Genomic DNA, 25,449 nt, shown 5'->3' with positions numbered 1-25,449 from the left:
GGGGCCTGGTCGAGCGGGGTGCAGCCATCCCCTCACCGTAGTGCGCGGAGCGGGCGTGTCGCGCACAGGGGGCATGGACGGGCTGCGGGCGGATCCGTGCCTGTCGAGTGGCGGTGGTGGACGTCGGGGGCGACGGCGGACGGGTCAGACGGCGGTGACGACGTCGATGAGGTGGGGGGCGAAAGGGGCGTCGAGGGCGAGGACGACGCGGGTGCGGGCGTCGAAGGGGTGGACGCCGCGGTAGATGCCGCGGAGGTCGGCGACGGTCTGGCCGCGGCCGGGGCCGTGGGTGGCGTCGACAGTGACGTGGACGCGCGGAACGGAGGTGAGGGCGACGGCGTCGACGGCGATCGCGGCGGCCATGGGGTCGTGCATGGCAGCGGTGCGCTCGCCGAAGTGGCCGACGTAGAAGTCGAAGTAGAAGTCGAGCGCCTGCCCGATGGCCTGCGCGAGGGGATCGGGCGACGCGAGCAGGACGGCGCGGTCCTCCTCCGTCAGCAGGTGCCGCATGGTCACGTCCAGGGGCACGAGCGTCAGATCCCAGTCGGCCGCGACGACCTCGGCGGCGGCCGCAGGGTCGTGCCAGATGTTGGCCTCCGCCACGGCGGTCACGTTGCCGGGGACCAGCGCGGCTCCGCCCATCACGGTCACCGAGTGGACGAGGGACGCGATCTCCGGGTGCGCACGGAGGGCGAGCGCGAGATTCGTCAGCGGGCCGATCGCGACCAGCCGCAGCTCGCCCTCGTGCTCACGAGCGAGACGGAGGAGGAGGTCGGCCGGATCCTCGTCGACCGGCTCGCCGCCCTCGGGCAGCGCGACCCCGCCGATGCCGTCGTCGCCGTGCACGTGCGGAGATCCGCCGGCGTAGTCCTCCTCGAGGAAGTGGTGCGCCCCCACGGCGACCGGCACGTCGTCGCGGCCGGCCAGCGCGAGCAGGCCGAGGCTGTTGACGGCGGCCCGGCGGGCGTCGGTGTTGCCGCTGACCGTGCTGATCCCGACGAGGCGGGCCCGGGGCGAGCGGAGGAGGTACGCCAGAGCGAGCGAGTCGTCGATGCCGGTGTCGCAGTCGAGGAAGACGGGGACGGTCGATGCGCTCACGGTGCTCCGATGCTCGAGGGTGGGGGACGCGTCGGGCACCGGCGGCCGACGCTCCCATTCTGCCGCTCCTCCGACGCGGCGCCCGCCGCCGACGATCAGAGCAGCGCGTAGGAGTCGCGGAGCCGCGCCCGCCACCAGGCGAGCCGCTCCGGTGACACGGCGTGACGGGAGAGGAGCTCCTCCGAGACCTCCACGCGGCCGACGGAGATCCCGCCGTCCACCGGCCGCAGCGGCCGCTCCGTGACGTCCGCGGCGAGGAGGGACGCGGTGCCGAGTCCGCAGTCGAAGGGCAGCTCGGGGAGCGCCGCGGCCAGGGCGGCGCCCATGGCGAGTCCGACCGAGCTGTCGATCGCGCTCGAGACCACCGCCGGCAGCCCCGCCTCGGCGACGAGGGCCAGCGCCCGGCGCGTCCCGCCGAGCGGCTGGGCCTTCACGACCAGCAGGTCCGCGGCTCCGGCCCGGGCGACGGCGAGTGGATCGGCGGCCTTGCGGACGCTCTCGTCGGCGGCGATCGGGATGCCCATGTACTTCACCCGGTAGCGCAGCTCCGCCAGCTCGTCGACGCTCGCGCACGGCTGCTCGACGTACTCGAGGTCGGACTCCGCGAGGGCGTGGACGGCGTGCTCGGCCTCGTCGAGGTTCCAGCCGCCGTTCGCGTCCACGCGGATCCGGCCCTCCGGACCGAGCAGGCGGCGGACCTCGACGACCCGGGCCACGTCGTCGGCCAGCGTCTGGCCGCGCTCGGCGACCTTCACCTTCGCCGTGCGGCAGCCGTGGTAGCTCGCGAGCACGGCGGCGACCTCGTGCGGTGCGACGGCCGGGATGGTCGCGTTCACCGGGATGCGGTCGCGAAGCGGTGCCGGCTGCTCGCTCCAGCCGTAGTCGATCGCCGCCCGGAGCCACGCCGCCGACTCCTCCGCGCCGTACTCGAGGAAGGGCGAGAACTCGGTCCAGCCCTCGGGGCCGCGCACGAGCGCGATCTCGCGGTGGTCCACACCGCGGAAGCGGGTGCGCAGCGGCAGAGCGACGACGCGGAGTCCCGCGTCGATCTCGCCGAGGGAGGGGAGCGGGGAGGCGGGCACGACGTCGTCCATCCGGCCATTGTCCACCGGCCGGGGCGACGCGGCGGCCACCCGGGCGCAGGAGGTCGGCGACGCGCGCGCAAGCCCCCGGGGTCCCTCCTCCGAGCGCCCGCCGAGGTGCCAGACTGACGAGGCTGCCGTTGGAGTCCGGAGGAGTGCGATGAGCCAGATGCCGATGAGCCCGCCGCCCGCGCCCGCCCCGGGCCCGACGCAGGGCTCCGTCCCCTCCCGCCGCCCGCTCGGCAGGGGCGCCTGGATCGCGCTGGGCACGAGCCTCCTCGTGGGCGTCGTCTACACCGGCGTGCTCGGCACGCTCGTCGCCGTCGGAGTGGGCGGCGCGCTCGACTCCGCCGCCGGCAGCGCGTCGACGAGCGCTCCGTCCGAGCCGTTCGGCGACCCGACGGACGACCCGTTCGGCAGCGGGGACCCGTCCGATCCGCTCTACGACTACCCCGGCTACCAGGACGGCGACGCCGCGACGATCCTCGGCCAGCCGTCCGCGGAGGACGTGCGCGCGAGTGCCGAGCAGGCCGTCGCGGCCGTCGAGGGCGCCGTCCCCGAGGAGTGGACCTCGGCCGACGACGAGTACTACGAGCAGTCGCAGAACGCCTACGGCGGTCCCTCCCTTCTGTACGACTACATCTCGGCGACCGAGTACGCCGCCGCCGACGTCTCGACCGACGCCGACAGGCAGGCGGCGGTCGACCGCTTCACCGCAGCGCTCTCGCCCCTCGGCTTCGACGACGTCGAGGTGGCCGACACCCCCGAGGAGTGGTCGGAGGCGGGCTACGAGCTCGACGGCGACCTCTCGGACGAGGAGGCGTCGGCCGCGCTCTGGATCGTCACCGCGCGCTCCTCCGCCGACCTCGTGCCCGCGATCGAGATGGGCCTCGTCGACCTCGACGCCGATCCGACCGGCCTGGTCGCCGACATGCTGGACGGAGTCGGCCTCTCGCCGGACCCGCAGGGCGCGTTCCTCGCCGGGTACGCGAACGGGGTCCTGCAGGACGAGGACCGCGGCGAGTTCACCGACCGCCTCGAGGAGTACGGCGGAGTCGCCGCGACCTGACCGGGCGCTACAAGCAAGCCCGTCCGCCCGCAAGCCCGAATCGGCGCACCGCCCGCGCCCTACGGTGAGGGGATGGCTGCACCCCGCTCGACCAGGCCCCTGCGCGACTACGCCGCGATCGGAGACGGTCGCACGGTCGCCCTGATCGCGAAGGACGGCAGCGTCGACTGGATGCCCGTCCCGGACCTCGGCTCCACCCCCGCCTTCGCCGCCCTGATCGACGCCGAGTCCGGCGGCTGCGTCGAGCTCGCCCCCGAGGAGCCCGCCGAGGTCTCGCGCGCCTACATCCGCGACACGAACGTCCTCGAGACCACCTTCACCACCGAGTCGGGCACCGTCCGCGTGACGGACGCGCTCGTCACCGGGATCGCGGGCCGCCTCCCGTGGGCCGAGCTCGCGCGCCGCGTGGACGGTGTCGACGGCGAGGTGCGGATGCGCTGGGCCGTGCGTCCCGGAACGGGACTCGGCCGGTTCTCCCCGTGGATCCAGAACGCCGACGGCCGCTCGCTCATCCGCGCCGGAGACATCACCATCGGCGTCACCGGGCAGGAGCACGGGCCCGACGGCGACGACGCGCCCTCCGGCGCCGGCGACGAGCTGACGGGCTCCTTCGTCGTGACCGCGGGGAAGGACGCCGTGCGGCACGTCCTGGTCGTGTCGGCCACGCACGACGAGCCGCTGCACTTCCCGGTCGCGAAGAACGTCGACCGCGGCATCGACCGCACCATCCGCAGCTGGCAGGACTGGTCGGAGGAGTTCTCCTACGACGGCCCGTGGTCCGAGGCCGTCCAGCGCAGCGCCCTCGCGCTCAAGCTGCTGATCTACTCGCCCACAGGAGCCATCGCCGCGGCCGCGACCACGTCGCTCCCGGAGTCGCCCAACGGCGGCAAGAACTGGGACTACCGCTTCGCCTGGGTGCGCGACGCCGCGTACACGATGCACGCGCTGGTGCGCTTCGGCCTGCGCGAGGAGACGCACGCCGCGCTGTCCTGGCTCCTCCGCACGATCAAGGAGCACGGACCGGATCTGCACATCTTCTACGGACTCGACGGCTCCATGCCGACCGTCCTGGAGGAGTTCGACGTCCCGGGCTACGCCGGCATCGGCCCGGTCGTCGCCGGCAACGCAGCGCAGAGCCAGCTGCAGCTGGGCGTCTTCGGCGACCTCTTCGACATCTGCCGCATCTACGTCGACGAGGGCAACGTCCTCGACATCCAGACCGGTCGGCTCCTCGCCCGCGTCGCCGACACCACCTGCGACCTGTGGCGGAACCGCGATGCGGGCATGTGGGAGCTGGAGGAGGAGCAGCACTACACCTCCTCGAAGATGGGCTGCTGGCAGGCGCTCGACGCGGCCGTGCACCTGGCGGAGCTCGGCCAGGTCGCGGGCAGCCCCGACCGCTGGCGCTTCGAGCGCGACCGCATCCGCGAGTGGATCGAGGAGCACTGCTGGTCCGAGGAGCTCGGCTCCTACGTGATGTACCCGGGCAGCGAGGAGCTGGACGCCTCGGTGCTCCTGCACGCGCCCAGCGGCTACGAGCGCGGTGAGCGGATGATCTCCACCATCGACGCCCTGGTGAAGGAACTCGGCCGCGGCGCGCTGCTGTTCCGCTACTCCGGCATGGAGGGCGAGGAGCACCCGTTCGTGGCCTGCTCGTTCTGGCTCGCCTCCGCCCTGGCCTGCGTCGGTCGGCACGACGAGTCGGTCGCCCTGATGGACGAGCTCGTCGCCACGGTCCCGAACGACGTCGGGATCATGTCCGAGATGATCGCGGTCGACGACCTGGCCTTCTGGGGCAACCTGCCGCAGGGGCTCAGCCACCTCGCGTTGATCAACGCGGCCATCACCATCGAGGAGCTGGCGCCGGAGAAGGTCGGCCGCGCGTAACCCCGCCGACTGCGTCCGCGCAACCCGTTGAGGGCCGGCTCCGAGGGGCGTAGACCGGTACCACCCCCTCGCACCGCACCCACAAGGAGCACCTCAGCATGGATCTCGGGATCACCGACCGCACCGCCCTCGTCACCGGAGGCGACTCCGGCATCGGCCTGGCCACGGCGCAGCTCCTCCTCGCCGAGGGCGCGACCGTCGTGATCACCGACAAGGACCAGGCGGAGCTGGACCGGGCCGCGGCCGGGCTCGACGCTCCGGAGGGCCGCCTGCACGCCTTCGCCGCCGACGTCACCAGCACGGAGCAGCTCGCCGAGCTGCACCGCCGCGTGGCCGGAGCGGTCGGCGCGATCGACATCCTCGTGCAGTGCGCCGGAGTCACGGGGGCGCAGGGCCTGTTCCACGAGATCGACGACGAGGGCTGGACCAGCACGCTCGAGGTCGACCTGCTCGGGCCTGTGCGGCTCGTGCGCGAGTTCCTCCCCGACCTCCGCACCGGAGGCTGGGGCCGGCTCGTGCTCACCGCCTCCGAGGACGCCGTGCAGCCCTACGACGACGAACTGCCCTACTGCGCCGCGAAGGCGGGCGTCCTCGCCTTCGCCAAGGGCCTCTCGCGCTCCTACGCGCAGGAGGGCCTGCTCGTGAACACGGTCTCGCCCGCGTTCATCCGCACTCCGATGACCGACGGGATGATGTCCAAGCGCGCCGAGCAGAGGGGCACCTCGGTCGACGAGGCGATCTCGTCCTTCCTCGACGAGGAGCGCCCGTACATGGAGCTGAAGCGCCGGGGCGAGGCCGAGGAGGTCGCAGCCGTGATCGCCTTCCTCTGCTCCGACCGCGCCTCGTTCGTGAACGGCTCGAACTACCGCGTCGACGCCGGATCCGTCGCCACGATCTGATCCCCGCAACCACGGGCCCCGTCCAGCGCGCGCACCCCGCGCGTGCGGGCGCCGTCCAGCCGAAGAAGCCAGACTCGGGGCGGGACACCGCACCCGGCACTGCAAGAGAAAGGAACGGTCCATGACCACCACCCTCGAACGCCACGTCGAAGCCCCCGCGGGCTCCGGTGCCAAGACCAGCCGCCGTCAGAACGCCGAGAAGGGCTTCAAGGCCTCCAAGGAGCTGCTCGACAGCCTCCAGATCGTCCTCGTCGACCTGATCGAGCTCCACGTCCAGGGCAAGCAGGCCCACTGGAACGTCGTCGGCAAGAACTTCCGCGACCTCCACCTGCAGCTCGACGAGATCATCGAGGCCGCGCGCGAGTTCAGCGACGACATCGCCGAGCGCATGCGCGCCCTCCACGGGATCCCGGACGGCCGCAGCGACACCGTCGCCGCGACCACCACCCTCCCCGAGTACCCGCACGGCGAGATCGACACGGCCGAGACCGTCGACCTGGTCACGATCCGCCTCGAGAACACCGCCGCCACCATGCGCGAGGTCCACGACCAGGTGGACGAGGAGGACCCGACCAGCGCGGATCTCCTCCACGCGATCATCCAGAGCCTCGAGCAGTACGCCTGGATGGTGTCGGCCGAGAACCGCACCACCTCCGCCGCCAAGTAGGGGCGAGCACCGGAAGGGGACTCCGCGTCAGCGGGGTCCCCTTCCGTCTGCCCGGGCGGTGTCGAGTCGCCGTGCAGTCCAGATCAGTAGGGTCGTGGCATGAGCACGCAGGTCTCCGAACTGTTCGACGCCCACCGCTGGGCGGCCGTCGACGGCTTCGACGCACTCGAGGACATCACCTACCACCACGACCGCTCCGGCCGCATCGCGCGCGTCGCGTTCGACCGGCCCGAGGTCCGCAACGCGTTCCGGCCGCGCACGGTCGACGAGCTGTTCCGCGCCCTCGAGGACGCCCGGACGAACCCGCGCATCGGCGTCGTCATCCTCACCGGCAACGGCCCGAGCCCGCGCGACGGAGGCTGGGCGTTCTGCTCGGGAGGAGACCAGCGGATCCGCGGCCGCGACGGCTACCGGTACTCCGACGGCGAGACCGCCGAGGGCATCGACTCCGCGCGGAACGGCCGCCTGCACATCCTCGAGGTGCAGCGCCTCATCCGCTTCATGCCGAAGGTCGTCATCGCGGCCGTCCCCGGCTGGGCCGCAGGAGGCGGGCACTCGCTCCACGTGGTCTGCGACCTCACCCTCGCCTCCGCCGAGCACGGGCGCTTCAAGCAGACGGACGCCGACGTCGGCTCCTTCGACGCGGGCTACGGCTCCGCGTACTTCGCCCGCCAGATCGGGCAGAAGGCCGCGCGCGAGGTGTTCTTCCTCGCGCGGGAGTACTCCGCGCAGCGCGCCTACGAGATGGGCGCCGTGAACGCGGTCGTCCCGCACGCCGAGCTCGAGACGACCGCGGTGGAGTGGGCCGAGACGATCCTCACCAAGTCGCCCACGGCCATCCGGATGCTGAAGTACGCGTTCAACGCCGTGGACGACGGCCTCGTGGGCCAGCAGCTCTTCGCGGGCGAGACCACGCGCCTCGCCTACGGCACCGACGAGGCCGTCGAGGGACGCGACTCCTTCCTCGAGAAGCGCGAGCCCGACTGGTCGCCGTTCCCGTGGCAGTTCTGAGCCGGAGGGCACGCAGGTGACCCGCCCGCTCGCCGGTGTCGACGCGACGGTCGAGGCCGTCCTCCTCGCTCTTCGCGCGGCCCTGGACGGCAGCGGCCCGGCGATCCGCGTCTCCGCCCCCGGCGCTGCGACCGCCTCCGAGGATGCCGTCGTGCCGCAGCGCGTCGCCGCCGTCGTCGAGACCTCGGGCTCGTCGGGGCCGCCCAAGCGGGTCGCGCTCTCGACAGCGGCCCTGCTCACCAGCGCCTCCACGACCCTCGCCGAGCTCGGCGGGCCGGGACGCTGGCTGCTCTGCCTGCCGACGCACTACGTCGCGGGACTGCAGGTGCTCGTCCGCTCGCTGACCGCGGAGGCCGACCCGGTCGTCCTCCCGGCCGGCGGCTTCGACGCGGCGGCCTTCCTCGCTCTCGCTCGGACGATGCCGGCGGGGGAGCGGCGGTACTCCTCGCTGGTCCCCGTGCAGCTCGCGCGGCTGCTGGACCTCGCCGAGCGCGATCCGGCCGCGGCCGAGGCGCTCCGCTCGTTCGACGCGCTCCTGATCGGCGGCCAGGCGACGCCGCAGCCGTTGCGGGACCGCGCCGCCGCCCTCGGTGCGCGCATCCGCCTGACCTACGGATCGAGCGAGACGTCCGGCGGCTGCGTCTACGACGGCGTCCCGCTCCACGACGTGCGGATGCGCGTCGAGGACGGGCAGGTGCTGCTCGGCGGCCCGACCCTCGCGGAGGGCTACCTCGACGCCGACGGCGCGATCGACCACGAGCGCAGCGCCTCCGCCTTCCTCGAGCTCGACGGGGAGCGCTGGTACCGCACGGGCGACGCGGGGTCGATCGTCGACGGGCGCCTCCGGGTGACCGGTCGGCTCGACCGCGTGATCGTGTCGGGCGGGGAGAAGGTGTCGCTCGACGCCGTCGAGGCCGTGCTCCGCGAGGGGCCCGTCCCCGACGCGGTCGTCGTGCGGCGGGCGGACGAGCAGTGGGGCGAGGTCCCGGTCGTCGTCACGGCGGAGGAGGCTCCCGCGCTCACCGGCCTGCGCACCCTGATCGCCGACCGCCTCGGGCGCGCCGCCGCTCCCGCGGCCGTGCTGCCGGTCGGCCGCATCCCCCTCCTCGCCTCCGGGAAGCCCGACCGCCGCGCCCTCGAGGTGCTCGCCGAGCAGGCCTGACCGGCTCCGAGCGTCGACGGGCCGGTGGGTAGGATTCCCTCCGTGTCGAGTACGAGTCGCAAGAAGAAGTCCTCCAGCGGCCGCCCCGGGGGCAGCCCGCGAGCGGTCGTCGTGAAGCCCGCCGGTCCCCGCGAGTGGATCGCCGGCGCCCGCCTCCGCACCCTCCCGCTGGCCGTCGCCCCCGTGCTCATCGGCACCGGAGCGACCCAGGTCGTCGACGAGGGCTGGCACTGGGTGCGCGCCCTGCTCTGCCTGGCCGTCTCGCTCGCCCTGCAGATCGCCGTCAACTACGCCAACGACTACTCCGACGGCGTGCGCGGCACCGACGCCAACCGCGTCGGACCCTCGCGGCTGACCGGCTCCGGAGCGGCGAAGCCCCGCCAGGTGCTCACCGTCGCCCTGGTCTTCTTCGGGATCGCGGCCGTCGCCGGCCTCGTGCTCACCGCCCTCTCGGGGCAGTGGTGGTTCCTGATCGTCGGCGCGGCGGCGATCGCGGCCGGGTGGTTCTACACCGGCGGACGCCGCCCCTACGGCTACCTCGGGCTCGGCGAGCTCTTCGTCTTCGTGTTCTTCGGCCTGGTCGCCACCGTCGGCACCACGTTCGTGCAGATCGGCCGCACCAACCAGGAGTCGTGGCTCGGCGCCGTGGCGGCGGGCCTGTTCGCCTGCGCCGTGCTCATGGTCAACAACATCCGCGACATCCCGACCGACCGCCTCTCGGGCAAGCGGACCCTCGCGGTCCTCGCGGGACCGGCCGTGTCCCGCGCGATCTACACGGGCTTCGTACTGATCCCGTTCGGCATCGCGGTGATCCTCGCGCTGTTCTACCCGCTGGCATGGCTGACGCTCTTCGTGCTTCTGATGATCCTGCCGGCCATCCTGATCACCCTGACGGCGAAGACGGCGAAGGAGCTCATCCTGGCGCTGCAGTTGACCAGCCTGGGCGGGCTCGCCTACGCGGTCATCCTCGGGGCGGCGCTGGCGTTCTAGAGCGGCGGCTCGCACCAGGCGGGCTCGGGTGGGCCGGATTCGGGTGAGATCGGCTGTTGCGGGCCGGGCCTGGTGCGAGCGGGGTCAGCGCGTCAGAGGGGAGGCCTCGCCGGCGGGAGCGCCCGGCTCAGCGGTCGTCGCGGGTCGCGTCGACCGCGGCGTCCTCGACGTCGTCGTCGGTCGGGGCGCGCGGGACGTCCTTGCGGCGCTCGTAGATCGCCTCCGCGATGCGCTCGCGGGGCTTCCTCAGCAGGATGTAGGAGAGGGACAGGCTCGCGATCGCGGCGACGAAGCCCGCGGTGACCGCTGCCGTCAGCTCCGAGTCGACGAAGGTGCGCGCCGGCAGGTACACCAGCACGAAGACGCCGGCGAACATCGCCAGGCGCAGGAGCGAGTAGACGACGACCGCGCGGCTCAGTTTCACCGGGACAGTGTACGTCGGCCCCTGCACGCGCTTCCGTGAGCACCGTGGGAGCCTCCTGTCCAGCGTCCGTGCGGACCCTCCCCGACGGGGGTGCCGGACGTAGACTCGTGTCCATGATCCGCCTCGTCATCGGCCTGCTCGTGGCCCTCGCCGTCTTCACGGTCTACACCGTGATCGACGTCGCGATGAGCAACCGTCACGCCGTGCGGGCGATCCCGAAGTGGTCCTGGCTCCTGGTGGTGCTGATCCTCCCGGTCATCGGTGCGGGACTGTGGTTCTGGATCGGCCGCCCTCGCAAGCAGCGCGCCGCCGGCCGCCGCTACACCGCTCCGGACGACGACCCCGACTTCCTCGGCACCCTCCGCACCGAGCGCGACCCCGAGGAGGAGCGCCTGCAGGCCGAGCGCATCGCCCAGCTCGAGCGCGACCTCGCCGAGATGGACGAGCAGGGCGAGGCCGACGGCCCCGGCCGCCGGGATGCCTGAGCACCGGCCGGTCGCCCCCTCCACCCGATTCGCGGTCGACCTCCTCACCCGCTTCGTCGCGCTCGGCGTCCGCGACGTCGTCGTCGCTCCGGGCTCCCGCTCGCAGGCGCTCGCCCTGGTGGCGGCCGAGCTCGAGACCCGCGGCGACATCCGGCTGCACGTGCGGATCGACGAGCGCTCCGCGGGGTTCCTGGCGCTGGGCCTCGCCCTCGAATCCCGGATGCCGGCGCTCGTGATCACGACCTCCGGCACGGCGACCGCGAACCTGCACCCGGCAGTGCTCGAGGCGGACGCCTCGGACGTGCCGATGATCGTCCTGACCGCCGACCGGCCCGACGAGCTGCGCGGCATCCGCTCGAACCAGACGGCCGAGCAGCGCGAGCTGTACGGGCGTGCCGTGCGGCTGTTCGAGGATGTCGCTGCTCCGGACGACGCCTCCCTGCCCGAGGACGCGCGGGCGCTCGCCGATCGTGCCGTCACCGCGGCGCGCCGCGGGCCGGTCCATCTGAACCTCTCCTTCCGCGACCCGCTCTCCTCCGCTCTGCCCGACATGGAGCGGATCGGACCGGTCTCGTCGCCCGCTGTCGGATCCGGGATCCCGCGTGCCGTCGTGACCGCCGGTCCCGGTGAGCCGCTCACGGTCGTCATCGCCGGGGACAAGGCGGGCGCCGCGGCCGAGGAGATCGCTCGCGCCGGCGACTGGCCGCTGCTGGCCGAGGTCTCCTCCGGCGCCCGCTTCGGACCGCAGCTCGTCGTCGCCTGGCGGCGCCTGCTCGGCGAGCCCGACTTCGGCGGACGCATCCGCCGGGCGATCGTGCTCGGACACCCGACGCTCTCCCGCGAGGTCCCCGAACTGCTGCGCCGCGAGGACGTCGAGGTGATCGTCGTGGACGCCGTGCGCGATCAGTTCTACAACCCCGGCCGGCGCGCCCGCCGCGTCGGAGGCGTCGACGTGGTCCGCCCCGAGGGGTCGCCGCGTCCTGAGCGCGGCGAGCGCGCCTGGGCCGGATCCTGGGTGTTCGCGAGCCGCGCCCTGACGGTCGACCCCGACGAGCTGGACGAGGTCCCCGACGCGGGGTCGATGTCGGTCGAGGACCGCCGCGGCTACGCGCGCAACGCCCTCGCCGCGATCAGGGCACCGCTCACCCGCGACTTCGTCGTCGCCGCGGTCTGGAAGGTCACCTGGCCGCACGACCGGCTGCTGTTCGGAGCGTCGCGGCTGATCCGCGTCGCCGACGGGACCCTGCCGGGCAAGCGGATATCCGTCCTGGCGAACCGCGGCCTCGCCGGCATCGACGGCACGATCTCGACGGCTCTCGGGATCGCGGTGGCTTCGCAGGCGACCGAGCAGGGAGCCGGCGGAGTCACCCGGGCGGTCCTCGGCGATCTCACTCTGCTCCACGAGGCCGGCGGCCTCCTCCTCCCGCCCGGAGAGCGACGCCCGCGCGTGCAGCTCGTCGTCGTGAACGACGGGGGCGGCACGATCTTCGACGGACTCGAGGTCGCGTCGAGCTCGCATCCTGATGCGTTCGACCGCGTGCAGTTCACCCCGCAGAACGCCGATCTGGAGGCTCTCGCGCGCGCCTACGGGTGGGGCCACCGTCGTGCGGCGACGCGCGGCGAGCTGGAGCAGGCGCTGACTTCGCCGGGTGACGGGCCGGGCATCGTGGAGATCCGGCTCGAGCGCTGAGTCCGCACGGGTCCGGTCGGTCGGTCCTCCACAGGTCGTCGTCGGACGCTGTTCTCCCGGGGACGCCTCGTTCGAGCTCCGCAGCTCGTCTGCTGCTGCTTCGCTGGAGGCATGGCTGATGCGGAGACGGTGCGAGGAGAGGTCCTCGCCCTCGGCGACCGGGCGGCGGCGCTCGCGAGGAGCGCCTCCCCGGTGCTCCTGACCGCGGCGGAGGCGCTGCACGCGGGACACCGCGCGGCGCTGACCTGTCCCGACGCGTTCGCCCGAGGCTCCTCGACGGACAGCAAGGATGCGACGGACCTCGTCGAACGGTCGATCCGAGCGGAGTTCGCCGTCGCCCTCGGGGTCTCCGAGCGCACCGCCGCCAGGGAGCTGCTGCACGCCTCGCTCCTGATGGAGGAGCTGCCGCGGACCCGCTCCGCGCTCGCCGACGCCAGGATGCGCTGGGAGGCCGGCCAGCTCGTCTGCTCCGTCGCGGCGACCCTCCCGGCAGCGGCGCGCGCGGCCTACGACGACCGGGCCGTCGACCTCGCGGAGACGCTGACCCCGGGGCAGCTGCGCCACGCCCTCGCGCGGGTGCGGGAGGAGCTGCACGACGAGCCCCTCGCCGAGCGGCACGCTCGCGCCCGCGAGGACCGCCGGGTGTGGATGACAGCCGGGATCGACGGCATGGCGACGGTGTGCGCGCACGTCCCCGCGCCCGAGGCCGTCGGAGCGCTCGCCCGACTCGACCGCATCGCGAGGGATCTGCGGGACGGCGCCGAAGGGGACCGCGATCTGCGGACGCTGGCGCAGCTCCGCGCCGACGCGTGGGCCGACCTGCTCTGCCACGGGGACGTGGCGGGGACCACTCCGGAGGGAGCCGCGGCGCCCTCGACCGGGCTGCGGGCCGAGGTGAGAGTCACCGTGGCGGCGAGCACCGCCGCAGGTGACGACGAGGCGGCCGCCGAGCTCGACGGCTACGGGCCGATCCCCGCCGAGGCGGTGCGAGCGCTCATCGACGACGACGCCGCCTTCACTCCCGTGCTGACCGACGAGGAGACCGGCGCGGTCGTCTCCGTCGGGCGCCGCCACCGCCTCCCGCCGCCGAGGATGAGGCTGCTGGTCCGCCTCCGCGACCAGACCTGCCGCTTCCCGGGCTGCACCCGGCCGGCGTCCTCGACGGAGACCGACCACAGCGTCGAATGGCGGAACGGGGGAGAGACGACTCCCGACAACCTCGCCTCCCTGTGCGTCGCCCACCACCACGTGCGCCACGGCGACCGCTGGACGTATCTGCTCCATCCGGACGGCACAGCGGACTGGACCACACCGACCGGCCGCCGGGTGACGACCAGACCGCCGGCGCTGCCCGGGCGTCCGCCGGTGGGCGCAGGACGACGGCCGGGGGTTCCCCGGCTCGACGGGGACCGGGCGGGGTAAGCGGCGGGTAGCCGACGGCTTCAACGATTCCCGACGTGCGTCAGGCCAGAGCGTCGGTGATCGGGCGGAACTTCATGCGGGTCTCGGCGAGCTCGGACTCGGGAACGCTGTCGGCCACGATGCCGGCGCCCGCCCAGGCCGTGACCGCGCCCTCGGCCGTGACCTCGGCGCTACGGAGTCCGACGGCCCACTCGCCGTCGCCGTTGCCGTCGATCCAGCCGACGGGTCCTGCGTACCGACCGCGGTCGAAGGGCTCCAGGTGCTCGATGAGCGCAAGGGCGTCGGCGGTCGGAGTGCCGGCCACTGCCGCGGTCGGGTGAAGAGCATCGACGAGATCGAGCGCGCTGGAGGAGTCGCCCAGAATTCCTCGCACGTCCGTCGCGAGGTGCCAGAGATTCGGCAGGCGGAGCGTGAACGGGGCGGCGCCCGCCGTCAGCTCCCGTGTGTGGGGCTCGAGTTCCCGGACCAGACTGGCGAGAGCGAAAGCGTGCTCCGAGCGGTCCTTCGGACTCTCGAGCAGAGCGGCCTCCACGTCCGCGTCGGCGAGGGGATCCTCGCCTCGTGCGGCCGTGCCGGCCAACACCCTCGCCGAGATCTCGCCCCGATCGACCGCGACCAGCGTCTCCGGACTGGCGCCGAGGAATCCGTCCACGGCGAAGCCCCAGCAGTCCGGGTACCGCTCGGTGAGCGCACCCAGCATCCGACGCAGGTCCGCCCCCGGCGGGAGCCGCCCCTGCAGATCGCGCGCGATCACGACCTTGGACAGCTCACCCGCCCGGATCGTCTCCACCGCGGCAGCGACCGCCGCGCGGTACCCGTCCGGCGGCAGCGCACCCGGCGAGAGCGGCACGTGGTACTCCGCCCCCAGCGGCTCCTCGCCCGGCGTATCCGGTCCCTCCGCCTCGCCGATCGTGATCCGCGTCAGCCATGACCGGCCGTCGCGCGTCCCGATCACGGTGCGCGGCACGATCAGCACGCTCGTCGCCTCGGATCGGCTCGAGAAAGCGAAGGTCCCGAACGCGACCAGCCCCGTCCCGGGTAGTCCGACCCGGTCCTCCACCGTCGCCGCGTCGCAAAGCCGACGCCAGGCCGCCGCGGCATCCCGCAGCCGTTCCGGGCCCGAGAACTCGAGGCGCAGGGCCTCGCCGCGTCCGCTGAGCCCGGCGCCGTCGCGCTGCCAGAGGAGGGGCCGCCTCGGGTCGGAGTGGGAGAGGAGCGACGGCGGAGAGTCCAGTGGAGTCGTCTCCGCACGCAGCAGGGGGGTTCCAGCGCCGATGAGCGTCACCTCAGCAGGGTACGCCCGCGCCAGAGGATGGGACGTCCCATGCCGCGGGGCTCGGGGCGCAAGGCTCCGTTGCTACCGTGATCCGGTCCGGGGCCGCCGCGCGAGGCGGAGCGGGGCGGTCCCGGCGCTTCCCCAGGGGGGAGCGCGCCGACCGGGCGCGGGACGGCGGATGCACAGCCGCCGTCCCTCGTCTCGCCGTAGACTTGCGGATCGTGACGAAGGCAGACCTCACCAAACGGCCCGACGAGGTCGCCTCGATGTTCGACACCGTGGCTCCCGCTTACGACCTGGTGAACGGACTCCTCTCGGTGGGGAACGACCGGCTCTGGCGGATCGCGACCACTCGCGCCGTCAACCCTGCTCCCGGTGAGCGCATCCTCGACATCGCGGCCGGCACCGGAACGTCGAGCGCGTCGCTGGCGCGGTCGGGCGCCCAGGTCGTCGCAGCCGACTTCTCCCCGGGGATGATCGCCGTCGGCCGTCGCCGTCAGGCGGGCAACGACCGGATCGAGTTCGTCCAGGCCGACGCGATGGACCTCCCGTTCGAGGACGAGTCGTTCGACGCCGTGACCATCTCGTTCGGTCTGCGCAACGTGGCCGAGCCGAGGACGGCGCTCGCCGAGTTCCTGCGTGTGCTGAAGCCCGGCGGCCGGGTCGTGATCTGCGAGTTCTCGACTCCGCCGATCGCTCCGCTGGCCGCCGCGTACGACTTCTACCTGTCGACGGTCATGCCCGCCGTCGTGCGCCTCGCGTCGTCGAACAATCCTGCGTACGACTATCTCGGCGATTCCATCCGGGCCTGGCCGGAGCAGAGCGTCGTCGCCGCCTGGCTCCGCGCGGCGGGCTTCGAGCGCGTGGCCTACCGCGATCTGACCGCTGGCATCGTGGCGCTGCACCGCGGCGTCAAGCCGATCGCGGCGACCCGATGACGACCGGGGTCCGCACAGGCCGAGACGTTAGGGTTTCCCTGTGAACGCCACTGCGCCCGTCGCCCGTCGCAGCCCGTCTCTGACGGCGCAGCTCGGCCTCTCCGAGCGCATCTTCTCCTCCTCGTCGGACCGGGCTCTCGCCCGCACGATCGACGCGGGTCTGGAGCAGGTCGAGGAGGGTCTCGTCCGGCAGCTGTCCTTCGCGGACGCTGTGGCCGACGTCTCCACCCGGTACCTCCTCGAGGCGGGCGGCAAGCGCGTGCGCCCGATGCTCACCCTCCTGGCCGCGTCGCTGGGCCGCGGCAACACGCCGCAGGTCCTGCTCGGTGCGCAGGCGATCGAGATCACGCATCTCGCATCGCTCTACCACGACGACGTCATGGACGAGGCGGAGAAGCGCCGCGGCGTCCCGTCGGCGCAGACCGTGTGGGGCAACAACGTGGCCATCCTGACGGGCGATCTGCTCTTCGCCCGCGCGAACCAGCTGATGGTCGAGCTCGGCGACAAGGCGATCCGGCTCCAGGCCGACACGTTCGAGCGGCTCGTCCTCGGGCAGCTGCACGAGACGGTCGGCCCGACCGACGGCGAGGACCCGGTCGAGCACTACCTGTCCGTCCTGGCCGACAAGACCGGGTCCCTGATCGCCGCGGCGGGCCGCACGGGAGTCGCGTTCTCGGAGGCTCCGGAGGAGTACGAGGAGGCCATGCGCGTCTTCGGCGAGAAGATCGGCGTCGCGTTCCAGATCGTCGACGACGTCATCGACCTCTCTCCCCAGCCGGAGGAGACCGGCAAGAACCCCGGCACGGACATCCGCGCCGGCGTGTCGACGCTGCCGATCCTGCGCCTGCGCGAGCGCGCCTCCTCGGACAGGGACGCCGCGGCTCTCCTCGCCCGCATCGAGAGCTATGTGAGCCGCTCGAACGACGCCATCGCGCACACGGAGGAGCAGAGCGCCGACATCTCGGACGCCATCGCTCAGCTGCGCGATCACGACGTCACCGCGCAGACCCTCGCCGAGGCCCACCGGTGGGCCGACGAGGCCGTCGCCGCCCTCGCTCCGCTGCCCGACGGCTCCGTCCGCAAGGCGCTGACGCGCTTCGCCGACACCGTCGTCGAGCGCAACGGCTGACCCCGATCGTCGCGGCGCGCCCTGCGCCGCAGGAATGAGACCGGTTGTGCGCTGCGGCGCCCCGGCAGGAGGAACGCAATGACCAAGCTCAGGCTGGCCATCGTCGGCGCGGGTCCCGCGGGCATCTACGCCGCCGACCTCATGATCAAGGCCGAGAAGAAGTACGACGTCTCGATCGATCTGTTCGAGCACCTGCCCGCGCCCTACGGCCTGGTCCGCTACGGCGTCGCGCCCGATCACCCGCGCATCAAGGGGATCATCACCGCGCTGCGGGAGGTGCTCGACCGGGGCGACATCCGCATCTTCGGCAACGTGCACTTCGGGACCGACATCACGCTCGAGGATCTCAAGCGGCACTACCACGCCGTGATCTTCGCGACCGGCGCCGTTCGGGACGCTCCGCTCGACGTCCCGGGTGTCGAGCTCGAGGGCTCCTACGGTGCGGCCGACTTCGTCAGCTGGTTCGACGGCCACCCCGACGTGTCGCGCACCTGGCCGCTGGAGGCGTCCTCCGTCGCTGTCATCGGCAACGGCAACGTCGCGCTCGACGTCTCGCGGATGCTGGCGAAGCACGCCGAGGACCTCCTGCCCACCGAGGTCCCGCCGAACGTCTACGAGGGGCTGAAGGCGTCTCCTGTCACCGACGTGCACGTCTTCGGGCGCCGCGGTCCCGCTCAGGTGAAGTTCACGCCGCTGGAGCTGCGCGAGCTGGGCGAGCTGCGCGACGTCGACATGATCGTCGCCGACGAGGACTTCGACCTCGATCCCGCTTCGGAGGCCGCCATCGCGACCAACAAGCAGGTCATGGTCATCAACCGGGTGCTCAACCAGTGGCGCACCCGTGAGGTCGGGAGCGCCTCGCGTCGTCTCCACCTGCACTTCTGGGCGAAGCCGCTCGAGTTCGTGGACGACGGATCCGGTCGGGTCGGCGCGATCCGGTACGAGCGCACCGAGCCGGACGGCGAGGGCGGAGTGCGCGGCACGGGTGAGATCCGCGAGGTCCCGGTGCAGGCCGTGTACCGCGCGGTCGGCTACTTCGGCTCGCCGCTCGACGGCCTCCCGTTCGACGAGATGCGCGGCGTGATCCCGAACCGCGAGGGCCAGGTCCTGGACGACGAGGACCAGCAGGTCCACGGCGTGTACGCGACCGGCTGGATCAAGCGCGGACCGGTGGGCCTCATCGGGCACACCAAGTCCGACGCCATGGAGACCGTCGCGCACGTGCTCAACGACCAGGCGTCCTGGTGGACGCCCGAGCACCCCGAGGAGGCGGCCGTGGTCGCCCTGCTCGAGGAGCGGGAGATCGCCTACACGGATCTCGACGGCTGGCACCGGCTGGACGAGCACGAGATGGCGCTCGGCGAGCCCGAGGGCCGTGCGCGGGTGAAGGTCGTTCCTCGCGAGGACATGATCGCGATCTCGCGGGCGGAGCCGGTCGCGCTCTGACGCGTGCTCTCCGAACGGCCCTCCGGTGCACTCCGGGGGGCCGTTCGTCGTTCCGGCGCGGACGCCGCGCACCTCCTCTAGGATTCGGGCACCGCTCTGGACGGAGACAGCATGACCACGGCCTCGCCCCACGACGTCATCCGGGTGCGCGGTGCGCGCCAGAACAACCTCCGGGGGATCGACGTCGACATCCCGAAGCGGAGGATCACCGTGTTCACCGGTGTCTCGGGCTCCGGCAAGTCGTCGCTCGTCTTCGGCACCATCGCCGCCGAGTCCCAGCGCCTCATCAACGAGACCTACTCCGCCTTCGTGCAGCAGTTCATGGGGTCGCCGGCCCGCCCGGACGTGGAGTCGCTCGACGGACTGTCGGCCACGATCGTCGTCGATCAGGAGCGGATGGGGTCGAACGGCCGGTCCACGGTCGGCACGGCGACCGACGCGTACACGATGCTGCGGATCCTCTTCAGCCGGATCGGCGACCCGCACGCGGGCACGAGCGGTGCGTTCTCCTTCAACCTCCCGGAGGGGATGTGCCCCCGGTGCGAGGGAACGGGCCGGGTGTCGAGCATCGACCTCGACGCGCTGATCGACCGCTCGAAGTCGCTCGAGGGCGGTGCTCTCGACGCGATCCCCAACTTCGTCGTCGGCGGCTGGTACTGGAAGGGCCTCGCCGAGTCCGGCCTCTATCCGGCCGATGTGCCGATCGCAGACTTCACGCCCGAGCAGATGGACGCGTTCCTCCACCGTCCGGCCACCAAGATGGCCATCGCCGGGATGACGATGACCTACGAGGGCCTCCTGGTGAAGGTCACCCGCCTCTACCTGGCGAAGGAGGCGGCCCAGCCGCACATCCGCGCCTTCGCCGAGCGGGTGGCCACCTTCGCCGCCTGTCCCGAGTGCGGAGGCGGCCGGCTCACCCGGGCGGCGCTGGAGTCGCGCATCGGGGGCCGGAACATCGCCGAGTGCGCCGCGCTGCAGGCGACCGACCTCGCCGCGTGGCTCCGCGGACTGCAGGCGCCGTCCGTCGTTCCGATCGTCGAGACCCTCCTCGGGACGCTCGACGCCCTCGTCCAGGTCGGCCTCGGCTACCTGTCGCTCGATCGGGAGTCGGGCACCCTCTCGGGCGGTGAGGCGCAGCGGGTCAAGATGGTGCGGCATCTGGGGTCGAGCCTCACGGACGTCACCTACGTCTTCGACGAGCCGACGGCGGGTCTGCATCCGCACGACGTCTCGCGGATGATCGAGCTGCTGCGCCGCCTGCGGGACAAGGGCAACACCGTCCTGGTGGTCGAGCACAAGCCGGAGATCATCGAGATCGCCGATCACGTGGTCGACCTCGGTCCGAGGGCCGGCGCGCACGGCGGCGAGCTGCGGTTCGAGGGGACGGTGGCGCAGCTGCGCACGTCGGACACCCTGACGGGCCGTCATCTCGGTCACCGCGTCCCGCTGAAGGAGGCCGTGCGCCGTCCGACCGGGGCGGTGGAGATCCGCGGGGCCTCCACGCACAACCTCCGCGGCGTCGACGTGGACGTCCCGCTGGGCGTGCTGACCGTCGTCACCGGAGTCGCCGGCTCGGGCAAGTCGTCGCTCCTGCACGGCTCGCTCGCGGGTCGGCCGGGCGTGGTGGTGGCCGACCAGTCGCCGATCCGCGGCTCGCGGCGCAGCAATCCGGCGACCTACACCGGGGTCCTCGACGCGATCCGGGCGGCCTTCGCGAAGGCGAACGGTGTGAGACCGGCGCTCTTCAGCGCGAACTCGGCAGGCGCCTGCCCCGTCTGCAAGGGGGCCGGGATGATCTTCACCGAGCTGGGCCCCGCCGCGACGGTCTCGTCGGTCTGCGAGGAGTGCGACGGCAAGCGGTTCACCGCTGAGGTGCTCGAGTACCGCCTCCGCGGGAGGAACATCCACGAGGTGCTCTCGATGCCGATCGTCGACGCCGCGGAGTTCTTCGCGAGCGGACCGGCGCACACGGTGCTCGCCCGTCTCGTCGACGTCGGTCTCGGCTACCTCACGCTCGGACAGCCGCTGAACACGCTGTCCGGGGGCGAGCGTCAGCGCCTCAAGCTCGCGATCAACATGGCCTCGTCCGGATCCGTCTACCTGCTCGACGAGCCGACCACGGGCCTGCACCTCGCGGACGTCGACACACTGCTCGGACTGCTCGACCGGCTGGTCGACTCCGGGAACTCGGTCGTGGTGATCGAGCACCACCGCGCCCTGATGGCGCACGCGGACTGGATCATCGACGTGGGGCCCGGAGCCGGGCACGACGGAGGGACGATCGTCTTCGAGGGGACTCCGGTCGGGCTCGCGGCGGCGGACACGCTGACCGGACGCGCCCTCGCCGAGTACGCGCGCTGAGGCGCACGGAGCCGCGACGTCCGCGGGTCAGCGCGAGAACGGGCCGGACAGGGCCGCCCACTGCAGGAGCATGATCGTCTTCGCGTCGACGATCTGCACGCCGATCTGGGTCAGCGCCTCGTCGAACGAGAGCTCGAGGACCTCGATGTCCTCGCCCTCGTCGGCGAGTCCCGCGAACGCTCCGCTGCGGGTCCCCGCGCGGTAGCGCCCGGCGTAGAAGTGCAGCTTCTCGGTGACCGAGCCGGGGCTCATGAACGCGTCGAACACGTGCTCGAGCCGGCCGACCTCGAGTCCGGTCTCCTCGGACGCCTCGCGGCGGGCGCCCTCCTCGGGCCCGTCCTCGTCCAGGAGACCGGCGGGCACTTCGAGGAGCATCCCGTCGAGGTCGCCGTTCACGTACGCGGGGTAGCGGAACTGCCGGATCAGGACGACGGTGCGCGCGTCGGCGTCGTAGAGCAGGACCGCCGCGCCGTTACCCCGGTCGTAGGTCTCGCGCTGCTCGCTGGTCCAGCTGCCGTCGCGGTGCCGGTAGTCGAAGCGGGTGGTGCGGAGGACGTACCAGTCGCTCGAGAGGAGGGTGACCTCCTTCACGACGACGTCGGGGTTCCCGACGAGGTCGAGGCCCTCCCGGTCGAGTCCGGTGCGGCCCCGCCGGTCGGGCTCGTCGATGCCGGCGGTCACGCGCGTGCTCCCGTGTGCGTCATTCCTCAGCGGAAGTTGACGAACTGGAGGTCGAGCTCGAGGTCGGCTCCGCGCAGGAGCGCCATGGTCGCCTGGAGGTCGTCGCGGCTCTTCGAGGAGACGCGGAGCTCGTCGCCCTGGATCTGCGACTTGACCGACTTCGGCGCCTCGTCGCGGATGAGCTTGTTGATCTTCTTCGCGTGCTCCTGGTCGATGCCCTCCTTGAGGGTGGCCTCGATCCGGTACTCCTTTCCGGACGCGAAGGGCTCGCCCGCGTCGAGGCTCTTGAGGCTGATGCCGCGCTTGATCAGCTTCGACTGGAAGACGTCGAGGATGGCGTTCGCCCGCTCCTCGGTGTTGGCCTTGATCAGGATCTTCTCGCCGCTCCAGGCGATCGAGGCGCCGACGTTCTTGAAGTCGTAGCGCTGCTCGACCTCCTTGTGGGCCTGGTTCAGGGCGTTGTCCGCCTCCATCTTGTCGATCTTGCTGACGACGTCGAACGTTGAATCTGCCATGGCTCCGAGTTTAGCTTTCAGGCGTGGCGGAGCCCGGCCCCAGGCGCGGCTGGTACCTCTGAGGGGTGCGCCGCCTCCCCGTTCTCGTCCTCGTCCCGCTCGCCGGCCTCCTCCTGGCCGGCTGCGGCCAGCGGCCGCCCGCGCTGACGGTCGAGGAGGGCCTGTCCACCGTCCCTCCCGCGGCGACCGCTCCCGTCGCGGCCGACCCCGTCGTGCTGGAGGATCCCGAGCAGGCCGCGGCGACGCCGGTGCGACTGCTCGCCGACGAGGCGTGGCTGGGCACGGCGTCCGAGGGGAGCGGCATCCCGCTGCGTGCGCTCACCGCCTACGCGGGCACGGCCCTCCTCACGGCGTCGGTCGACCCCGACTGCCGGTTGGACTGGGCGACCCTGGCCGGCATCGGCTACGTCGAGAGCAGGCACGGCACGATCGACGGCGGCGAGCTGGGCGAGGACGGGCGGCCGACGGAGCCGATCTACGGTCCGCGCCTGGACGGAGCGCGCTTCGACCGGGTCCCCGACAACGACGGCGGGGCTCTGGACGGCGACGCCGAGGTCGACCGGGCGATGGGTCCGCTGCAGATCATCCCGGCGACGTGGATGGCGTGGGCGTCGAGCGGATGGGATCCGCAGAACGTGGACCAGCAGGCGGTGACCGCCGCCCGGTACCTCTGCGACGCCGGCGGCGACCTCTCGACGGAGTCGGGATGGCGGGCGGCGATCGCGGCATACAACCCGGCCGGGAGCTACGCGGGGAAGGTCGCGGAGGCGGCGTCCCGCTACGCGGCGGAGGCGGACTGAGGCCGCGCGGCACCGATTTCCGATCCGCCGGTCGCGTGGGTATCCTTGCTGAGCGCCTCCGGTTGTGAACACGCGGTCGGGTGCGCCACGGCGAGTTACCCTAGCGGCCAAAGGGATCTGACTGTAAATCAGACGGCGTAGCCTTCGGGGGTTCGAATCCCTCACTCGCCACCGAGCAGGAACATCCAGCAGACGCCCCGGCATCACGAGATGCGCGGGGCGTTCCGCATGTCGGGGGATCGCCCTTCCGGCGGAGCGCCTTTCCGGGGGAGCGCCTTTCCGGGGGAGCACCGGTCCGGCGGATCGCCGGACCGGGCCTCTTCGTCCCGTCGCACCTCGCGCGCCGTCGGCCCGGCCCGCGCCGTCGCCTCAGCCCCGCGCCTCCTGCTCCAGGAACGCTGCGAGGGAGAGCGGCGGCCGTCCGGTCAGCCGCTCGACGTCGGACGAGACGTGCTTCAGCTGTCCGGCGGCGATCGCGGAGTAGGTGCTGACCCAGGCGTCCAGCTGCCAGTCCGGTGCGTTCCAGCGGCGGCGTGACGCGTACGCCTCCTCGAGGGTCTCGTCGACGTACACGGCGGGGCGGCCCGCCGCCGTCAGGGTCGCCGCGACCTCGTCGAGGGTGAGGGCCTCGGGCCCGGTCAGCTCGTAGGCGGCTCCGCGGTGCTCGGAGGGGGAGCGGAGGACCGCGGCGGCGGCGCGGGCCACGTCCTCGCGCGCGACGACGGCGGCACGGCCCGATCCCGCGGGTCCGCGGATCGCGCCGTCGTCGCCGAGCATCGCGGGCAGGAAGTCGAGGTAGAGGTTGTCGCGGAGGAACGTCCAGCCCATGCCCGAGCGGCGGATCGCGTCCTCGGTGGCCGCGTGGTCTCGGGCGAGGGTGAAGACCGCGTCGGGTGCGGCTCCGGCGAAGGAGGTGTAGACGACGTGCTCGACACCCGCGGCGGCGGCTGCACCGACGAACGCGAGGTGCTCGGCGCGGCGCTCCTCGTTCTCGGAGGCGGAGACCATCAGGAGGAGGCGCACGCCCTCGAGCGAGTCGCCCGCGTCGGCGAAGGAGGAGCGCACCACCTCGGCCCCGGGGAGCTCGGGCGCGCGGGACGGGTCGCGGACCAGCAGGCGGAGGGCGTGACCGGCGTCGGCGAGCTCGCGCGCGACGCGACCGCCCACGGCTCCGGTGGCTCCCGTGAGGGCGATAGGGGTGCTCATCCCCCCATGATGGGCCCGATCCCTAGGCTGGGGCCATGAGCGACAACGCCCCCCTCCTCGCCATCGCCCGCTCGATCGCCGTCGAGGCGGCGCACCTCGCCCGCCAGCGGCGGCAGGACGGTGTCGAGATCGCCGCGTCGAAGTCGTCCCCGGAGGACGTGGTGACGGCCGCGGACCGGGAGGTCGAGGAGCTGATCCGCAGGCGCCTGGCCGAGGCGCGTCCGGACGACGGCTTCCTCGGCGAGGAGTCGGGGTCGGGGGGCGGCACGAGCGGGCTGACCTGGGTCGTCGATCCGATCGACGGGACCGTCAACTACCTCTACGGCATCCCCTCCTACGCGGTCAGCATCGCTGTGGTGGAGGGGGAGCCGGATCCCGCGACCTGGACCGCGCTCGCCGGCGCGGTCGTGAACGGAGCGACGGGCGAGGTGACCACGGCCAGCCGAGGCGGGGGAGCCGAGCGGGACGGAGTCGCGCTGCAGGTCTCGGCTCCCTCCTCCCTCTCGCTCGCGCTGGTCGGCACCGGCTTCGGCTACGACGCGGGCCGCCGGATGCGTCAGGGCGCCGTGGTGCAGGAGCTCCTGGGCTCGGTCCGCGACATCCGCCGCATCGGCTCGGCGGCGCTCGACCTGTGCTCGGTGGCCACCGGGCAGCTGAACGCGTACTACGAGCGGGGCTTGAACCCGTGGGACCTCGCTGCGGGCGCCCTCATCGCCGAGGAGGCGGGTGCGCGGGTCGCGGGACTCGACGGCGCATCCTTCGGCTCCGGGCTGCTCATCGCGGCACCGGATCCTCTCTTCGCCGAGCTGGAGGATCTGCTGCGCCGCCTGCGCGCGGACGAGGTGTAACCGCTCTCCCAGGCGGAGCCGACACGGATTCCGTGCGCCGAGAGGCGGACCGGCGCAGGATCCCGCCGGGGCTCGCCGCGCGTCGTGCCCCGATCGCGCCTGTGCGCGGCGGCCTCTGGCCGGATCCCGCCGACCGTGGTTATCCTTTATGAATTCGTGATGTTCGCACAGGCTGCGCTCACGGAGCCGAGCGGTGCCTCTCCCTGGAGGCCCGCTCGTCCCCTGCCCCCGACGGAAGACATCGATTTCGTGAGCCCCGATTCGCCCGCCCTCCGCGACATCATCGACTCCTCCGTCGAGGCCTTCGCCGCCGTCGGCGCCCCGTCGACCTGGGTGCTGTCGAACCACGACGTCGTGCGCCAC

Annotated in this window: 23 protein-coding genes and 1 tRNA gene; 17 read left to right on the top strand and 7 right to left on the bottom strand. The window is 72.7% G+C overall.

The window, feature by feature from the left end:
- Positions 1-144: 144 nt before the first annotated feature.
- Together C5C36_RS15980 and C5C36_RS15975 are read right to left on the bottom strand one after the other, a co-directional pair.
- Positions 145-1,098: a nucleoside hydrolase gene (locus C5C36_RS15980; RefSeq protein ID WP_104262986.1), complete on the bottom strand. Its 954-nt coding sequence runs from the start codon at positions 1,096-1,098 to the stop codon at positions 145-147.
- 95 nt (positions 1,099-1,193) lie between these two features.
- Positions 1,194-2,192 carry an o-succinylbenzoate synthase gene (locus tag C5C36_RS15975; RefSeq protein WP_104262953.1) on the bottom strand — a complete coding sequence of 333 codons (999 nt, stop codon included), beginning with the start codon at positions 2,190-2,192 and terminating at the stop codon, positions 1,194-1,196.
- Positions 2,193-2,340: 148 nt separating this feature from the next.
- On the opposite strand from C5C36_RS15975, the gene C5C36_RS15970 reads away from it, so the two are divergent.
- The 7 genes from C5C36_RS15970 to C5C36_RS15940 all read left to right on the top strand — a co-directional run bounded on the left by C5C36_RS15970 (position 2,341) and on the right by C5C36_RS15940 (position 9,865).
- A complete protein-coding gene (locus C5C36_RS15970; protein WP_104262954.1) occupies positions 2,341-3,249 on the top strand; it encodes a hypothetical protein in 909 nt (302 codons plus the stop codon).
- Positions 3,250-3,321: 72 nt separating this feature from the next.
- On the top strand, positions 3,322-5,136 hold the full coding sequence (locus C5C36_RS15965) for a glycoside hydrolase family 15 protein (protein WP_104247930.1): 1,815 nt from the start codon (positions 3,322-3,324) through the stop codon (positions 5,134-5,136).
- Between the two features lie 98 nt (positions 5,137-5,234).
- Positions 5,235-6,035, top strand: coding sequence for an SDR family NAD(P)-dependent oxidoreductase (locus C5C36_RS15960; RefSeq protein WP_104262955.1), 801 nt, complete (start codon positions 5,235-5,237; stop codon positions 6,033-6,035).
- Positions 6,036-6,156: 121 nt separating this feature from the next.
- On the top strand, positions 6,157-6,702 hold the full coding sequence (locus tag C5C36_RS15955) for a Dps family protein (protein WP_104223596.1): 546 nt from the start codon (positions 6,157-6,159) through the stop codon (positions 6,700-6,702).
- Between the two features lie 99 nt (positions 6,703-6,801).
- Complete coding sequence (locus C5C36_RS15950; RefSeq protein WP_068255374.1) at positions 6,802-7,713, top strand: 1,4-dihydroxy-2-naphthoyl-CoA synthase; 912 nt, start codon at positions 6,802-6,804, stop codon at positions 7,711-7,713.
- 16 nt (positions 7,714-7,729) lie between these two features.
- Entirely contained in the window at positions 7,730-8,875 is a 1,146-nt protein-coding gene (locus tag C5C36_RS15945) for an AMP-binding protein (RefSeq protein ID WP_104262956.1), read from the top strand.
- A gap of 42 nt (positions 8,876-8,917) precedes the next feature.
- Positions 8,918-9,865 carry a 1,4-dihydroxy-2-naphthoate polyprenyltransferase gene (locus C5C36_RS15940; RefSeq protein ID WP_374953116.1) on the top strand — a complete coding sequence of 316 codons (948 nt, stop codon included), beginning with the start codon at positions 8,918-8,920 and terminating at the stop codon, positions 9,863-9,865.
- Positions 9,866-9,992: 127 nt separating this feature from the next.
- Here the strand turns inward: C5C36_RS15940 and C5C36_RS15935 are convergent, their stop codons facing one another.
- Complete coding sequence (locus tag C5C36_RS15935) at positions 9,993-10,289, bottom strand: DUF4229 domain-containing protein (protein ID WP_104239140.1); 297 nt, start codon at positions 10,287-10,289, stop codon at positions 9,993-9,995.
- 113 nt (positions 10,290-10,402) lie between these two features.
- On the opposite strand from C5C36_RS15935, the gene C5C36_RS15930 reads away from it, so the two are divergent.
- From C5C36_RS15930 to C5C36_RS15920, 3 genes are all read left to right on the top strand, one after another.
- Positions 10,403-10,774 carry a PLD nuclease N-terminal domain-containing protein gene (locus tag C5C36_RS15930; RefSeq protein ID WP_104262987.1) on the top strand — a complete coding sequence of 124 codons (372 nt, stop codon included), beginning with the start codon at positions 10,403-10,405 and terminating at the stop codon, positions 10,772-10,774.
- Positions 10,767-12,464, top strand: a complete 1,698-nt coding sequence (gene menD, locus C5C36_RS15925; protein ID WP_104262957.1) for a 2-succinyl-5-enolpyruvyl-6-hydroxy-3-cyclohexene-1-carboxylic-acid synthase — start codon at positions 10,767-10,769, stop codon at positions 12,462-12,464. Before C5C36_RS15930 ends, menD begins: the two co-directional genes overlap by 8 nt.
- 111 nt (positions 12,465-12,575) lie before the next feature.
- Positions 12,576-13,886, top strand: coding sequence for an HNH endonuclease signature motif containing protein (locus C5C36_RS15920; RefSeq protein ID WP_104225906.1), 1,311 nt, complete (start codon positions 12,576-12,578; stop codon positions 13,884-13,886).
- A 40-nt stretch (positions 13,887-13,926) separates the two neighbouring features.
- Here the strand turns inward: C5C36_RS15920 and C5C36_RS15915 are convergent, their stop codons facing one another.
- A complete protein-coding gene (locus C5C36_RS15915) occupies positions 13,927-15,171 on the bottom strand; it encodes an isochorismate synthase MenF (RefSeq protein ID WP_374954355.1) in 1,245 nt (414 codons plus the stop codon).
- 212 nt (positions 15,172-15,383) lie between these two features.
- Here C5C36_RS15915 and ubiE point away from each other — a divergent pair, with 212 nt between their 5' ends.
- The 4 genes from ubiE to C5C36_RS15895 all read left to right on the top strand — a co-directional run bounded on the left by ubiE (position 15,384) and on the right by C5C36_RS15895 (position 21,036).
- Entirely contained in the window at positions 15,384-16,100 is a 717-nt protein-coding gene (ubiE, locus tag C5C36_RS15910; RefSeq protein WP_104226060.1) for a bifunctional demethylmenaquinone methyltransferase/2-methoxy-6-polyprenyl-1,4-benzoquinol methylase UbiE, read from the top strand.
- 40 nt (positions 16,101-16,140) lie between these two features.
- Positions 16,141-17,229: a polyprenyl synthetase family protein gene (locus C5C36_RS15905; protein ID WP_104233415.1), complete on the top strand. Its 1,089-nt coding sequence runs from the start codon at positions 16,141-16,143 to the stop codon at positions 17,227-17,229.
- 78 nt (positions 17,230-17,307) lie between these two features.
- Positions 17,308-18,675 carry an FAD-dependent oxidoreductase gene (locus C5C36_RS15900; RefSeq protein ID WP_104223603.1) on the top strand — a complete coding sequence of 456 codons (1,368 nt, stop codon included), beginning with the start codon at positions 17,308-17,310 and terminating at the stop codon, positions 18,673-18,675.
- A 111-nt stretch (positions 18,676-18,786) separates the two neighbouring features.
- On the top strand, positions 18,787-21,036 hold the full coding sequence (locus C5C36_RS15895; RefSeq protein WP_104247934.1) for an excinuclease ABC subunit UvrA: 2,250 nt from the start codon (positions 18,787-18,789) through the stop codon (positions 21,034-21,036).
- A 27-nt stretch (positions 21,037-21,063) separates the two neighbouring features.
- Here C5C36_RS15895 and C5C36_RS15890 read toward each other — a convergent pair whose 3' ends face one another.
- Both C5C36_RS15890 and C5C36_RS15885 read right to left on the bottom strand, forming a co-directional pair.
- Positions 21,064-21,717: an NUDIX domain-containing protein gene (locus C5C36_RS15890; protein ID WP_104282427.1), complete on the bottom strand. Its 654-nt coding sequence runs from the start codon at positions 21,715-21,717 to the stop codon at positions 21,064-21,066.
- 26 nt (positions 21,718-21,743) lie between these two features.
- Positions 21,744-22,232 (bottom strand): YajQ family cyclic di-GMP-binding protein, encoded by a 489-nt coding sequence (locus tag C5C36_RS15885; RefSeq protein WP_104223606.1) that lies wholly within the window; start codon positions 22,230-22,232, stop codon positions 21,744-21,746.
- Between the two features lie 65 nt (positions 22,233-22,297).
- On the opposite strand from C5C36_RS15885, the gene C5C36_RS15880 reads away from it, so the two are divergent.
- Together C5C36_RS15880 and C5C36_RS15875 are read left to right on the top strand one after the other, a co-directional pair.
- Positions 22,298-23,032 carry a hypothetical protein gene (locus tag C5C36_RS15880; protein ID WP_104254843.1) on the top strand — a complete coding sequence of 245 codons (735 nt, stop codon included), beginning with the start codon at positions 22,298-22,300 and terminating at the stop codon, positions 23,030-23,032.
- Between the two features lie 89 nt (positions 23,033-23,121).
- Positions 23,122-23,203: transfer RNA gene (locus C5C36_RS15875), tRNA-Tyr, on the top strand.
- A gap of 198 nt (positions 23,204-23,401) precedes the next feature.
- On the opposite strand, the gene C5C36_RS15870 is transcribed toward C5C36_RS15875, so the two are convergent.
- Positions 23,402-24,238, bottom strand: coding sequence for an NAD(P)H-binding protein (locus tag C5C36_RS15870; protein ID WP_104310023.1), 837 nt, complete (start codon positions 24,236-24,238; stop codon positions 23,402-23,404).
- 35 nt (positions 24,239-24,273) lie between these two features.
- Between C5C36_RS15870 and C5C36_RS15865 the strand changes: the two genes are divergently transcribed.
- Positions 24,274-25,086, top strand: a complete 813-nt coding sequence (locus C5C36_RS15865; protein WP_104260456.1) for an inositol monophosphatase family protein — start codon at positions 24,274-24,276, stop codon at positions 25,084-25,086.
- Positions 25,087-25,449 lie beyond the last annotated feature (363 nt).

This window comes from Rathayibacter sp. AY1G1 (assembly GCF_002932095.1).
Lineage (GTDB): Bacteria > Actinomycetota > Actinomycetes > Actinomycetales > Microbacteriaceae > Rathayibacter.
Note: the sequence above shows the minus strand (reverse complement) of the source record. Positions and strands in the feature narration are given on the sequence as shown.